This window comes from Mycetocola sp. JXN-3 (assembly GCF_014522285.1).
GTDB lineage: Bacteria > Actinomycetota > Actinomycetes > Actinomycetales > Microbacteriaceae > Mycetocola > Mycetocola saprophilus.
In genome coordinates this window covers 1978342-1992520 of sequence record NZ_CP041635.1, presented here as the reverse complement: position 1 = coordinate 1992520, position 14179 = coordinate 1978342, and the positions used below count along the sequence as shown (strand labels likewise).

Below are 14179 nucleotides of genomic sequence, written 5' to 3'. Positions count from 1 at the left end.
CCGAAACCCTGTCCATTCTGGAGCAACCACTACATGACAAGCGAAACGACCGCCAAGAACCTCAAGCAGGTCGCGATCAACGACATCGGCACTGCCGAGGACTTCCTGGCTGCGGTCGAGAAGACTCTGAAGTTCTTCAACGATGGTGACCTCATCGAGGGTACCGTTGTGAAGATCGACCGCGACGAGGTTCTCCTCGACGTCGGTTACAAGACCGAGGGTGTTATCCCCTCGCGTGAACTTTCCATCAAGCACGACGTAGACCCGAGCGAGGTCGTCAATGTCGGCGACTCGGTCGAGGCCCTCGTTCTCCAGAAGGAGGACAAGGAAGGTCGTCTGATCCTGTCGAAGAAGCGCGCACAGTACGAGCGCGCATGGGGCGATGTGGAGAAGATCAAGGACACCGATGGCGTCGTGACCGGTTCGGTCATCGAGGTTGTCAAGGGTGGTCTGATCGTAGACATCGGCCTGCGCGGCTTCCTGCCCGCATCGCTGATCGAGCTGCGTCGCGTCCGCGACCTGACCCCGTACCTGGGCCAGGAGATCGAGGCCAAGATCCTCGAGCTCGACAAGAACCGCAACAACGTTGTGCTTTCGCGTCGCGCCCTGCTGGAGCAGACTCAGTCCGAGTCGCGCACCACCTTCCTCAACAACCTCCAGAAGGGACAGGTCCGCAAGGGTGTTGTCTCCTCGATCGTCAACTTCGGTGCCTTCGTGGACCTGGGTGGCGTCGACGGTCTGGTGCACGTTTCCGAGCTGAGCTGGAAGCACATTGAGCACGCCTCCGAGGTAGTCGAGGTTGGCCAGGAAGTTACCGTTGAGATCCTCGAGGTCGACCTGGACCGTGAGCGCGTGTCGCTTTCGCTCAAGGCCACCCAGGAGGACCCGTGGCAGGTCTTCGCCCGCACCCACGCCATCGGCCAGGTTGCACCGGGTAAGGTCACCAAGCTGGTTCCGTTCGGTGCGTTCGTTCGCGTCGCCGACGGCATCGAGGGCCTCGTGCACATCTCCGAGCTGTCGGGCAAGCACGTTGAGCTCGCCGAGCAGGTTGTCTCGGTTGGCGAAGAGGTCTTCGTCAAGGTCATCGACATCGACCTGGAGCGTCGCCGCATCTCGCTGAGCCTCAAGCAGGCCAACGAGGGTGTCGACCCCGAGGGTACCGAGTTCGACCCGGCACTCTACGGCATGCTGACCGAGTACGACGAGCAGGGTAACTACAAGTACCCCGAGGGCTTCGACTCCGAGACCAACGAATGGCGCGAGGGCTTCGAGGCTCAGCGCGAGAAGTGGGAGCAGGACTACGCTGCCGCTCAGGCTCGTTGGGAAGCTCACAAGAAGCAGGTCGCACAGGCCGCCATCGAAGAGGCAAACGCACCCGAGGCTCCGGCCGCCGGTTCGTCCTTCTCGAGCGAGTCGACCGGCGCCGGCACCCTTGCCGACGACGAGTCGCTGGCTGCACTGCGCGAGAAGCTTTCCAGCAACAACTAATCGCTTTAGTCGTTCGCTGAGCGTTTCGCTTCGGTAAACAACCGGGCCGTTCTCCTTCGGGAGGGCGGCCCGTTTGTTGTTTGGGGCGTGGCTCACGTTTGGAAACGTTCGGTTGCCAAGTTGTCGGGTGATGTTCGGTTCGCCCGGCCGCGTTCGGGGAGTAGGGTTGAGGGGAATCAACCGCGAAAGGGCACAGCGTGTATCTGATCGGCCTGACCGGGGGCATCGCCTCGGGCAAATCCACCATTGCCAAACGACTCAAGAAACGCGGTGCCGTGCACCTGGATGCCGACCGCCTCGCCCGCGAGGTGGTCGAGCCGGGGGAGCCCGCACTGGAAAAGATCCGTGCTCGCTTTGGTGAGGGCGTGATCGCCGAGGACGGGGCACTGAACCGTCCGGCCCTGGGTGCCATCGTGTTCAGCAACCCCGAGGCCCTGGCGGATCTGAACGGCATCGTTCATCCCGCCGTTCAGGAGCGTACCCGCGCACTGTTTGCCGCGGCCGAGGCGGAAAACCCCAATGCGGTGGTGGTGTACGACGTCCCGCTGCTGGTCGAGGCCAAGCTTCCGTATCCGTTTGACGCGGTGGTGGTGGCCGAGGCACCCGCCGACGTGCGGATCGAGCGGATGGTGCGGCTGCGTCAGATGGACCGCGCCGAGGCCGAACGCCGGATCGAGGCCCAAGCCACCGATGCCGAACGTCGCGCGGTCGCGACCCACATCATCAACACCGGCGGGTCCCTGGGTGAAACCCTCGACGCGGTGGATGACTTCGCCGATGGGGTTCCGGGTCTCTCTCCCCGCCGCTAGAACGCATGACAAAGGCCGCCCGAGTTACCGGGCGGCCTTCAACATGTGCGAGCTAGCGAGCCAGGGCGGCCTTTTCGTCCCTGTTGATCAGCGCCAGGAACACCACTGTGAGCAGTGCAATCGCGATCAGGGCGATGAAGGTGACGTTCCAGCCGAAGTTTTCCACCAGAAATCCCACCCCGCTCGAGGCCATGGTGGCCCCGATGACGTAGCCAAACAGTCCGGTGAAGCCGGCGGCGGTGCCGGCGACGTGGCGCGGGGAGAGATCCAGTGCCTGCAGGCCGATCAGCATGACCGGGCCGTAGATCAGGCCACCGATCAGGGTTACCGCGACCAGCGGCATCCAGATCGGGACGCCCTCGGGCAGCAGCCAGTAGATCGCGGTCATTCCGGCCACCGCGATCATGAAGGCGATTCCGGTCATCGAGCGGTTGCCGCGGAACACCTTATCCGAGAGCACACCACAGAGGATCGTGCCGCCGATCCCGGCGAGTTCAAAGAGCGAGAACCCGGCAATGCCGCCGGTGACGCTGGCACCACGCACCTGGGTGAGATAGATCGGTGCCCACACCAGGATGCCGTAGCGCAGCGCATAGACGCACACGTTCGCCAGTGCCAGCAGAACCATCGTGCGGTTCATCAGCACGTGTTCCTTGATCAGACTCCAGGCACTGCGGCTTGAATCGGCGCTTTCATCCACCGAGACCTTGGCCGGATCATCGCGGTACTCCTCGATCGGCGGGAGACCCTGGGACTCGGGGGTATCCCGGATCAGCAGGAATGCGGCCAGCGCCACCACCAGCGCGACAATCGCCGGAAGCCAGAACGCCGAGGTCCAGTCATTCCCGGTCAGCTGAAGCCCCAGTGCGACCAGCGCACCGGCCCCGACGCCACCCACGTTGTGGGCCACGTTCCAAATCGATGTCTTGATGCCACGCTCGCTGGTCGAGAACCAGTGCACCAGCACGCGTCCGCTGGGCGGCCACCCCATCCCCTGGAACCAGCCGTTGATGAACATGACGGTGGCGAAGATCGCCAGCGAGGCCGTGACCGCGGGCACAAAGGCCACCGCCAGGTTGGCCACGGCGGAGAGGGCGAGGCCCAGCGGCAGGAAGTACCGGGCGTTTGAGCGGTCGGAGAGGATCGCCGAGAAGAACTTGGAGAACCCGTAGGAGATCAGGGTGGCGTTGGCGACCAGCCCGATTCCAAACTTGTTGATCTGCCCGTTGTCCTCGAGAATCGCGGCCACCAGGGGCAGGTTGTTTCGGATCAGGTAGAACCCGGCGTAGCCGATGAAGATCCCCACGAACACCTGGAGGCGCAGCCGCGGATATCGTGTGGCGATCACCTCGGGCGAGAGGCGCGGTGCGGGTGGCGGGGCCGCGAGCAGTCCCTTGGTTCGCGTGTTGTGCGACATAGATCGTGTCCTTTGTTTGATGGCACGCCATCGCACTCGGGATCGGAGCCGGGCGGCGTTGCCGTCGCCAACTCTAGGCAGGATCGCTGCGGGTCCGGGGGAGCGGGTCGCACGCGGTACGTTTGTCTGTCTGACCAGACCTTTGAGGCGCGGTGCCAGCCCGGTATTACCGCGGATTTTTGCGCATACGTCGCGAAAGCCGGGCATCAATGTCCGGGTGGACACCGCGGACACTGAACCGCGCTCGGGACTCCGGGACTAGCGGACCGGGGCCTCCAACAGCGCCACGCTCACCGAACCACCCTTGGTCGAGAGTTCACCCACCTGGGCGAAACCGAGCCGGGTGTGAAACGCCAGCGAACCGGGGTTTGGGGGATCGGTGTTGACCTCACAGGTGACCGTTCCCAGCCCGGCGGCGCGGGCCGCATCAAACACGGCCGCGTAGAGGACCGGTCCCAGGCCGCGGCCGCGCGCCCGTTCGGCCACCACGATCCGGTCGACATAGAGGAAGTCCCGCCCGCGGGCGGAGAACCAGGCATAGTTTTCGCTGGCGTAGGTGGCACCGGGGGCGAAGGTGATGATCGCCCCCAGAACGGTGTCCGGATCGGCGGGATCGACCACGGCAACCGCGAGATGGGCGGTGTCGATCAGCGTGCGCAGCTCGTCCAGGCTCAGCCGATTCACCGCGGGTACCGCCGCGTTGTTCAGCGCGAGCAGTGCCTCAAGCTCGCGCGGGTTGTGGGCATCCAGGGGGCGAGTCACGGCGGTCATTGGCCCAGTCTATCGGCCGTCGGGGGTGGCGAGAATTCGGCACTACCGGGCAGATCCGCGTCGATAAAGGCCGTAATCTCGGCGTTCCCGGCTGCCCCTGGATCGCAACCGAGTCGGTAGCCGAGGCTAGCGCGGTTGAGGGTCGAGTCCCGTGCGCGAGACGCTGAGGTCCCAGATCTCCCGGGCCAGTTCGAGCGTCCGCAGCTTCCGGGGGAGGCGTTCGCGCACCGGAGCACCGCGACTGGAGAGGAACCGCGGCCCCCACATTTCGCCGCCATTGACCGTGGGATCGAGGGTGGCCCGTACGGCCGGCCAGGCACCGGCGTCCTTGCCCTGGGAGAACAGGCGCGCAGGAATCGCGCGATAGGCGGGCCAGGGAACGTAGGGGAGCGCGGGGCGGCGATCCGGGGCCAGCTGGTCCATCGCCACACCGGGATGAGCAACAACCGAGGCAACCGGCGAGTTGGCCGCGCGCAGGCGGCGATCCAGCTCGAATGCCGTGAGCATCTGGGCGTATTTGGAGGCCGTATAGAAGGGGAGCGAGCGGTAGGGGCGGCCCATATGGTCCACATCGCTCGGGTCGAGCCTGGCCAGCGTATAGCCGAGGCTGCCCATCGTCACCAGGCGCGATCCGGGTGTGCGCTCAAGGGCGGGGAGCGAGCGGGCGATCAGGGCGAAGTTTCCCAGCTGGTTGGTTCCGAACACCAGTTCGTCGCCGGCCACGGAGGTGTGGTGTTCGGTCTGGGGCTTGAGCCCGGCGTTGAGGACCAGTGCGTCGAGCCGGGGAAGCGCCCCGATTTCGGCCGCGGCGGATTCGATCGAGGCCGGATCGGCCAGATCCAACCGGATGAAACCCAGCCGGGCCTGCGGATCCCGCGCGGCCAGGGTTTCCAGGGCCCGGGTGGCCCGCTCCTCGCTGCGGGCGGCGATGACCACCTCGGCCCCGGTGGACGCCAGCTGTTCGGCGATAAAGAATCCGATCCCCGCGCCGCCGCCGGTCACCACAAAGGTTCGGTTGTCCTGGCGGGGGAGGCGGGCGGGATTCCACGTGGTCATGGGCTCACGTTAGCGGACATCGCGGCCAGCATGCGAGCGTTGCGGATCCGCCTCGGGCGAACGACGGGTTCGGTGTCGGTGGTGGTGCCTAGACTGGAGGCATGGAACCCACCCGCTCCGTTCGTCCGTTTGAGGTCATCAGCCAGTACACCCCGAGTGGTGATCAGCCCACCGCGATCGCCGACCTGGCCGCGCGTATTAACGCCGGTGAGGCCGATGTGGTGCTGCTGGGTGCCACCGGTACCGGTAAGTCCGCCACCACCGCGTGGCTGATCGAACAGGTCCAACGCCCCACCCTGGTTATGGCGCACAATAAGACCCTGGCGGCGCAGCTGGCCAATGAGTTCCGCGACCTGCTCCCCAATAACGCGGTCGAGTACTTCGTGTCCTACTACGACTACTACCAGCCAGAGGCCTACGTTCCGCAGACCGATACCTTCATCGAGAAGGACTCCTCGGTCAACGCCGAGGTCGAGCGCCTGCGTCACTCCACCACCAACTCGCTGCTCAGTCGGCGTGATGTTGTGGTGGTCTCCACCGTGTCCTGCATCTACGGCCTGGGTGCGGCCGAGGAGTACTTAGACGCCATGGTGGCGCTGCAGGTGGGCGAAAACGTGGGGCGGGATCGCCTGATCCGTCGGTTCGTGGGCATGCAGTACAACCGCAACGACATCGACTTCTCCCGCGGCAACTTCCGCGTGCGCGGCGACACCATCGAGATCATCCCGGTCTATGAGGAGCTCGCGGTGCGGATCGAGCTGTTTGGCGACGAGATCGAGGCAATCTACTCGCTGCATCCGCTCACCGGCGAGATTGTCAAGCAGCTGGATGCGGTCTCGATCTTCCCGGCCACGCACTATGCGGCCAGCCCCGAGACCATGCAGCGCGCGATGAAAACCATCGAGGAGGAGCTGGAAATTCGACTGGCCGAGCTTGAGGGTCAGGGCAAGGTGCTCGAGGCCCAGCGGCTGCGCATGCGCACCACCTTCGACCTGGAGATGATGCAGCAGATCGGGTTCTGCTCGGGCATCGAGAACTATTCCCGCCACATCGATCAGCGCCAGGCGGGGGAGGCCCCTAACTGTCTGCTCGACTACTTCCCCGACGACTTCCTCACCGTGATCGACGAGTCCCACGTGACCGTCCCGCAGATCGGCGCGATGTTTGAGGGTGATGCCTCGCGTAAGCGCACCCTGGTGGACCACGGCTTCCGTCTGCCCAGCGCGATGGACAACCGCCCGCTCACCTTCTCCGAGTTCAAGAACCGAGTGGGCCAGACGGTGTACCTCTCGGCCACCCCGGGTAAGTACGAGATGGGCATTGCCGATGGCGTAGTCGAGCAGATCATCCGCCCCACCGGCCTGGTCGACCCCGAGATCGTGATCAAGCCCAGCGAGGGCCAGATCGACGACCTGCTCGAGGAGATCACCGCCCGCGCCGAACGAGACGAGCGCGTGCTGGTGACCACCCTGACCAAGAAGATGGCCGAGGAGCTTACCGACTTCCTCACCGAGGCCGGGGTGCGCGTGCGCTACCTGCACTCCGATGTGGACACCCTGCGCCGGGTCGAGCTGCTGACCGAGCTGCGCCAGGGAGTGTACGACGTCCTGGTGGGTATCAACCTGCTGCGTGAGGGCCTCGACCTTCCCGAGGTCTCGCTGGTCGCGATCCTCGACGCGGATAAGGAGGGTTTCCTGCGTTCGGCGACCTCGCTGATTCAGACCATCGGTCGTGCGGCGCGTAACGTCTCCGGTCAGGTGCACATGTACGCCGATAAGATCACCCCCTCGATGCGCCTGGCCATCGACGAGACGGATCGCCGCCGTGAAAAGCAGGTGGCGTACAACCTCGAACACGGCATCGATCCGCAGCCGCTGCGCAAGAAGATTGCCGACATCACCGATCAGCTGCTGCGTGAGGGTGCCGATACGGCCGAGCTGCTCGCCGGGAAGCAGGGCGATAAAAAGAAGTCGCCGACCCCGCGCCTGCGCCGGGAGGGCATCGCCGCCGAGGGTGCGGCCGAGCTGGAAACCCTGATCGCCGACCTCACCGAGCAGATGCTGGCCGCCGCCTCCGAACTCAAGTTTGAGCTTGCCGGACGTCTGCGCGACGAGGTTCAGGATCTCAAGAAGGAACTCCGGCAGATGGAAAAGGCCGGGCACATCTAGCGTTCGGCGAGATCCCCGGGCCCCACGTTTTCCCGAAACGTGGGGCCCCGTGTTTCCCCGGATTACGGGAAGCTGTGGGGTTAATTAGTATTGCGTGTCACCCGTTCGGGTGTCGGTCCGGGGAGGCGTAGGATGGCCCCATGTTGTCCGACTTCGACGCCGCAAAACCCTCGCGGCGTGCATCCGCAGATTCACACCCCGCCGATCGGGACGGTGATCCCGGTCTGATCGTGAGCCTCGACGCACACCCCGGACGACGCCGGTCAAAGCCGAGTCGGGCCGTGCGTCGCAACCGTGCGATCTTCGCACTCCTGGCGGGGATGATTCCGGTGGCGCTGATCGCCCTGCTCGCGATTCCCGGAGATGACGGAGTACTCGGGTTTGTGGGGACCGATGCTCACAACCTCGAGCTCTCGGTTGCCGGTGCGTTCGAGGCGAAATCCGCAGCCTCGGCGTCAACCAACCCAAAGGTCTATGTTCTCGGAGACTCCTATTCGCGCAGCAGCGGGGCCAGTGATCCTCAGCATGACAACATGCACCTGCTTGCCGCCCACTATGGGTGGACGGTAGACAACCTCTCCGAGGGGGGCGTGGGGTATGGAACCTCGATTGAGGGAGACAGCAGTCAGAGCGAGTGCGGCCAAGACCGCTGCGCCTCGTATCTGGAGCAGATCGCCTCAATTCCCGCTTCGGCTCAGCGCATCCTGGTCAACGGCGGCAAGAATGAGGTCAACGTGGATGAGACCGATTCGGACTCGCATATTGATACGTTCTTTGCGATGCTTCGTGCGGCGCACCCCACCGCCGATATCGTGGCCACCAGCCCGATCTGGCAGAACACCGATGAGCCCGACTCCATGGTCGCGATGCGGTCCCGCGTTCAGCACGATGTACAGACCATCGGCGGGCACTACCTCGACATCGGTCAGCCGTTGGTCTCGGCACCGGATCTGCTCTATGAGGACGGTGAACACCCCAATGATGCGGGGCACGTGGCCGTGGCCGACGCCATGATCGCCGGATTTACCCGGCTGGGAGACAAGGCCTGGACCAGCGCCAAGGGCACGCCCGCGGCCACCGCGACGGCGCGTCCCTAGCGCATTGCGCCGCTGGCGGAATGCAATGTCGGTGGTCGCGCGTAGACTAATCGGGTGTCGATCCAACTGCCTGATTCCCTGAATTCGCTGAGTGTCCGTGGTGCCCGTGTGCACAACCTGCGTGACGTCAACCTGGAAATTCCCCGTAACTCGCTCGTGGTGTTTACCGGCCTTTCGGGGTCGGGAAAGTCCTCGCTCGCGTTCGATACCATCTTCGCCGAGGGGCAGCGTCGCTACGTCGAGTCACTCTCGGCGTATGCCCGCCAGTTCCTGGGCCAGGTGGATCGCCCCGACGTCGACTTCATCGAGGGCCTGAGCCCCGCGGTGTCGATCGACCAGAAGTCGACCAACCGCAACCCCCGCTCGACCGTGGGTACCATCACCGAGGTGTGGGACTACATGCGTCTGCTGTGGGCGCGTATCGGCATCGCGCACTGTCCCGAGTGTCATGAGCCGATCCAGAAGCAGACCGTGCAGCAGATCGCCGATCAGCTGATGGAGCTTGAGACGGGTACCCGCTACCTGATCATGAGCCCGGTGGTGGTGCAGAAAAAGGGCGAGTTTGTTGACCTGTTCGCCGAACTGGTGGCCGCCGGGTTCTCCCGCGCGCTGGTCGACGGCGAGCAGATCCAGCTGAGCAGCCCGCCCACCCTGAAGAAGAGCTATAAGCACGACATCTCGGTGGTGGTAGACCGTCTGGTCGCCGGTCCCGAGCTGCTGGGACGCCTCACCGACTCGCTGGAGACCGCGCTGCGCCTGACCGACGGCATCGTCCAGGTGAGCTTCGTGGATCGCGAGGGGGATGACGCCCTCCGCAGCTACAGTGAGAAGCTGTCCTGCCCGAATAACCACCCGATCTCGCTCACCGAGATCGAGCCGCGCACCTTCTCCTTCAACGCCCCGTTTGGCGCCTGCCCCGAGTGCTCGGGCCTGGGCACCCGGATGAGCGTGGACGAGGAACTCCTGGTGGGAGACCCGGAGGCGAGCATCAACGAGGGTGCAATCGTACCCTGGTCCACCCAGGGTAAGGGCCTCTACCAGTACTACGAAAAGCTGCTGGTGGGCCTCGCCGACGACCTGGACTTCTCACTCAATACCCCGTGGAATCAGCTGCCCAAGAAGATCCAGGAGGCCGTCCTCCGCGGCAATAACTTCTCGGTCAAGGTGCGCTATAAGAACCGCTTCGGGCGCGAGATGACCTACTCCTCGGGCTTCGAGGGTGTGATGCCCTATATCGAGCGTCAGTACCTGCAGGCCGAGACCGACACCCAGCGCCAGCGCTGGACCGAGTACCTGCGTGAGGTGCCCTGCCCGGTGTGTGCGGGTAAGCGGCTCAAGCCCGAGGTGCTCGCGGTGCTGATCAACGGCGAGAACATCTCCGATGTGGCCGAGCTCAGCCTGAGTGATGCCCGTGCCTTCATGGAGACCCTGACCCTCACCGAGCGCGAGGCGAAGATCGGTGCGCAGGTGCTGCGCGAGATCAAGGTGCGTCTCGACTTCCTGATCCAGGTGGGCCTGAACTATCTCAACCTGGCCCGCTCGGCCGGTTCGCTCTCCGGTGGTGAAGCTCAGCGCATCCGCCTGGCAACCCAGATCGGATCGGGCCTGACCGGCGTGCTGTACGTGCTGGATGAGCCGAGCATCGGCCTGCACCAGCGCGATAACCGCCGCCTGATCGAAACCCTGGTGGCCCTGCGCGACCTCGGCAACACCCTGATCGTGGTGGAGCACGATGAGGACACCATCCGCACCGCCGACTGGATCGTCGACATCGGACCCGGTGCCGGCGTCAACGGCGGCCGCGTGGTCCACTCCGGTGGCTATAAGGAGCTGCTGGCAAACACCGAGTCGGTGACCGGAGACTACCTCTCCGGACGTCGGGCCATCGCGCCCCCGAGCGTGCGCCGCCCGATCGACAAGCAGCGCATGCTGCACGTGGTGGGTGCCACCGAGAACAACCTGAAGAACGTCAGCGCGGACTTCCCGCTGGGCGCCTTCGTCGCGGTCACCGGGGTGTCCGGCTCGGGCAAGTCCACCCTGGTCAACGACATCCTGTACCGGGTGCTGGCCAATAAGCTCAACGGTGCCCGCCGGGTCGCCGGTAAGCACACCCGGATCACCGGCCTGGAGCACCTGGACAAGGTCATCCACGTCGACCAGGCGCCGATCGGCCGCACGCCGCGCTCGAACCCGGCCACCTACACCGGTGTGTTTGACAAGATCCGCAACCTCTTCGCCGAAACGCAGGAGGCCAAGGTTCGCGGCTATCTGGCCGGTCGATTCTCGTTCAACGTCAAGGGTGGGCGCTGCGAGGCGTGTGCCGGTGATGGAACGATCAAAATCGAGATGAACTTCCTCCCCGACGTCTACGTGGCCTGTGAGGTGTGCCAGGGCGCACGCTACAACCGCGACACCCTGGCCGTGCACTACAAGGGCAAAAACATCTCCGAGGTGTTGGACATGCCCATCGCCGAGGCCGCCGACTTCTTCGAGCCGATCTCGGCCATTCACCGCTACCTGAAGACCCTCGTGGAGGTGGGGCTGGGCTACGTCCGACTGGGACAGAGCGCGACCACGCTCTCCGGCGGTGAGGCGCAGCGCGTGAAGCTCGCCACCGAGCTGCAGAAGCGTACCAACGGGCGTTCGGTCTACGTGCTGGATGAGCCGACCACGGGTCTGCACTTCGAGGACGTGCGCAAGCTCCTGCTGGTGCTGGACGGCCTGGTCGACAAGGGCAACACGGTGATCACCATCGAGCACAACCTCGACGTGATCAAGTCCGCCGACTGGATCATCGACATGGGACCCGAGGGTGGTGCCGGCGGTGGAACCATCATCGCCACCGGAACCCCCGAGCAGGTGGCCGAGAACCCCGAGAGCTTCACCGGAATGTTCCTCAAGGAGATCTTTGAGCTGAACCCCGAGCGCTACCCGCGGGTGCTGCCCACCCCGATTGTGGTGGCCCCGGCCAAGGGCACCGCCAAGAAGGCCACCGGGAAGCCGGCGGCCAAGACCGCGGCTGCCAAGACCACGGCAGGGAAGGCGGCGGCGAAAACCACCGCGGCCAAGTCGGCGGCGGCCGATGCCGCCGCCCCGGCCAAGCCCAAGCGATCGCGCTCCTCCAAGGTTGTGACCACCCGGGTCGCCCCCACCAAGACCCGGAAGACGGGTTCCGATAACTAAATGAGCGACGTCCTCAGCTATCGACCAAAGGCGGGGGAGATTCCCACCAGCCCCGGCGTGTATCGGTTCTCCGACGCGTCGGGGCGGGTTCTCTATGTGGGCAAGGCCAAAAACCTGCGCCAGCGCCTGAGTAACTATTTTGCGCCCCTGCGCAGCCTGCATGAGCGCACCCGGCGGATGGTCACCAGCGCCGCCAAGGTGGACTGGACCGTGGTGGGCAGCGACATCGAGGCGCTGCAGCTGGAGTACACGTGGATCAAGGAATTTGATCCGCCCTTCAACGTCAAGTTCCGCGATGACAAGACCTACCCGTATCTCTGTGTGACCCTGGGGGAGGAGTCCCCCCGGGTCATGGTGACCCGCAATCATAAGATTCGTGGGGCGCGCTATTTTGGCCCGTACCCGAAGATCTGGGCCGTGCACGAGACGATGGATCTGATGGTCAAGGCCTTCCCGATCCGCACGTGCAACGACACCAACTACAAGCGCGCCATGCAGACCGGGAAGCCATGTTTCGCCGGGCAGATCGGCAAGTGTGGTGGGCCGTGTTCGGGCCGGGTGACCATCGCCGAGCATCGCGAACGGGTCAACGACTTTGTCTCGTTCCTGGCCGGGGGAGACCGCCGGTTTGTGACCGAGTTCACCGCCAAGATGAAGCAGGCCTCGGCCGATCTTGACTTCGAAAACGCCGCCCGCTACCGCGACACCCTGCTCTCCCTGGAGGCCGTGCTGGAAAAGAGTGCGATGGTGCTGCGGGACTCCCTCGACGCCGACGTGTTCGGTGTGGTCCACGATGAGCTCTCGGCCGCGGTGCACCAGTTCATGGTGCGCGGCGGGCGTATTCGCGGTGTGATGAGCTGGACCGTGGACAAGGAGCTGGAGCTCTCGACCGGTGAGCTTGTGGACGGGCTGTTGCAGCGCGTCTACGCGAGCGCCGATCGGGTGGATATCCCGCGCGAGATCATCGTGCCGGAGCTCCCCGAGGACGTCAGCGAGATGGAGTCCGTGCTGGCCGAGCGGCGCGGGGCCAAGGTGCGGATCAAGACCCCGCAGCGCGGGGAAAAGGCCGCGCTGATGCAGACCGCGCAGATCAATGCGGCCGGCACGCTCAAGCTCTATAAGACCCGCCGGACGGCCGATTTTGCCGCCCGCTCGCAGGCCCTGGCCGATATCCAGGAGGCCATCGGGATGGACCAGGCCCCGCTGCGCATCGAGTGTTATGACGCCTCGCACCTGCAGGGCACAAACATTGTGGCGTCGATGGTGGTGTTCGAGGACGGCCTGCCGCGCAAGGACCAGTACCGCCGCTTCAATGTCGCCGAATCCACCGATGACACCGACTCGCTCTACCAGGTGCTCTCGCGCCGCCTGGCGTACCTGAACGAGCCCGAGGAGCCGGTGCTGGAGGCGGCGTTGGCCGCGGGGGCGGACGAGTCCGCCAACACAGGCACCGATGCCGAGGGGGAGGCGCTGGCGCTGGCCTCGGAAATCGTGGCCAAGCCCAAGAAGTTTGCCTATCCGCCGCAGCTGCTGATCGTGGACGGCGGGCAGCCCCAGGTGGCCGCCGCCAAGCGGGCACTGGAGGATTCGGGACAGACCGGAATCCAGCTCGCCGGGATCGCCAAGCGCCTCGAGGAGCTGTGGCTGCCCGACAGCGACTATCCGGTGATTCTGCCCCGCAACAGCGAGGCGCTGTTCCTGATCCAGCGCCTCCGTGATGAGGCGCACCGCTTCGCCATCACCCACCAGCGCTCCCGGCGCAAGCGCGATATCACCACGATCCTGGGCGAGATTCCGGGCCTCGGCCCCGCGCGCATTTCGGCGCTGCTCAAGCACTTCGGTTCGGTCGCGCGGCTGCGTGAGGCCGATGCGGTGGCGATCGCCGAGGTACCCGGGGTGGGGGAGAGCCTGGCCGAAACCATCGTTTCCACGCTGGCGGCGCCGCGCGAAGCATAAATTTCGACGGCAAATCCCTGGGAGTTTCCCCACGGTTTTTCCGGATTTCTCGGGCCCGCATCGATCCGATGCGGGCCTGAGACGTGTGTGCCCGGCCGGGCCTGATGGATGCCGCCGGTCCCTGACCGGTGGTCAAAGACATCGCATTGCATCAGATATCCTGGGGTTTTTCCGGAAGCACCCCGCGTGGATGGCGAGGCCTTCCCTTCGTGCGTGGTCCGGGATAAGCTCGAC

9 protein-coding genes are annotated in these 14179 nt (G+C 64.9%); 6 read left to right on the top strand and 3 right to left on the bottom strand.

Translation table 11 applies throughout. The features are described 5' to 3' along the window. The first annotated feature begins 33 nt into the window (after positions 1-33). Together rpsA and coaE are read left to right on the top strand one after the other, a co-directional pair. Positions 34-1488, top strand: a complete 1455-nt coding sequence (gene rpsA / locus C7C57_RS09140; protein WP_030143360.1) for a 30S ribosomal protein S1 — start codon at positions 34-36, stop codon at positions 1486-1488. 197 nt (positions 1489-1685) lie between these two features. Then, positions 1686-2297: a dephospho-CoA kinase gene (gene coaE, locus C7C57_RS09135; RefSeq protein ID WP_187976176.1), complete on the top strand. Its 612-nt coding sequence runs from the start codon at positions 1686-1688 to the stop codon at positions 2295-2297. A gap of 52 nt (positions 2298-2349) precedes the next feature. Here coaE and C7C57_RS09130 read toward each other — a convergent pair whose 3' ends face one another. The 3 genes from C7C57_RS09130 to C7C57_RS09120 form a co-directional block, all read right to left on the bottom strand. Further along, a complete protein-coding gene (locus C7C57_RS09130; RefSeq protein WP_187976175.1) occupies positions 2350-3714 on the bottom strand; it encodes an MFS transporter in 1365 nt (454 codons plus the stop codon). A gap of 258 nt (positions 3715-3972) precedes the next feature. After that, on the bottom strand, positions 3973-4485 hold the full coding sequence (locus C7C57_RS09125) for a GNAT family N-acetyltransferase (RefSeq protein WP_187976174.1): 513 nt from the start codon (positions 4483-4485) through the stop codon (positions 3973-3975). A 126-nt stretch (positions 4486-4611) separates the two neighbouring features. Continuing rightward, on the bottom strand, positions 4612-5541 hold the full coding sequence (locus tag C7C57_RS09120) for an SDR family NAD(P)-dependent oxidoreductase (protein ID WP_187976173.1): 930 nt from the start codon (positions 5539-5541) through the stop codon (positions 4612-4614). 101 nt (positions 5542-5642) lie between these two features. Between C7C57_RS09120 and uvrB the strand changes: the two genes are divergently transcribed. The 4 genes from uvrB to uvrC all read left to right on the top strand — a co-directional run bounded on the left by uvrB (position 5643) and on the right by uvrC (position 13945). Beyond that, positions 5643-7709: an excinuclease ABC subunit UvrB gene (uvrB, locus tag C7C57_RS09115; protein ID WP_187976172.1), complete on the top strand. Its 2067-nt coding sequence runs from the start codon at positions 5643-5645 to the stop codon at positions 7707-7709. Between the two features lie 140 nt (positions 7710-7849). Then, on the top strand, positions 7850-8806 hold the full coding sequence (locus C7C57_RS09110; RefSeq protein ID WP_187976171.1) for an SGNH/GDSL hydrolase family protein: 957 nt from the start codon (positions 7850-7852) through the stop codon (positions 8804-8806). Positions 8807-8860: 54 nt separating this feature from the next. Next, positions 8861-11989, top strand: a complete 3129-nt coding sequence (gene uvrA / locus C7C57_RS09105; protein ID WP_187976170.1) for an excinuclease ABC subunit UvrA — start codon at positions 8861-8863, stop codon at positions 11987-11989. Further along, positions 11990-13945 carry an excinuclease ABC subunit UvrC gene (gene uvrC, locus C7C57_RS09100; RefSeq protein WP_187976169.1) on the top strand — a complete coding sequence of 652 codons (1956 nt, stop codon included), beginning with the start codon at positions 11990-11992 and terminating at the stop codon, positions 13943-13945. Positions 13946-14179 lie beyond the last annotated feature (234 nt).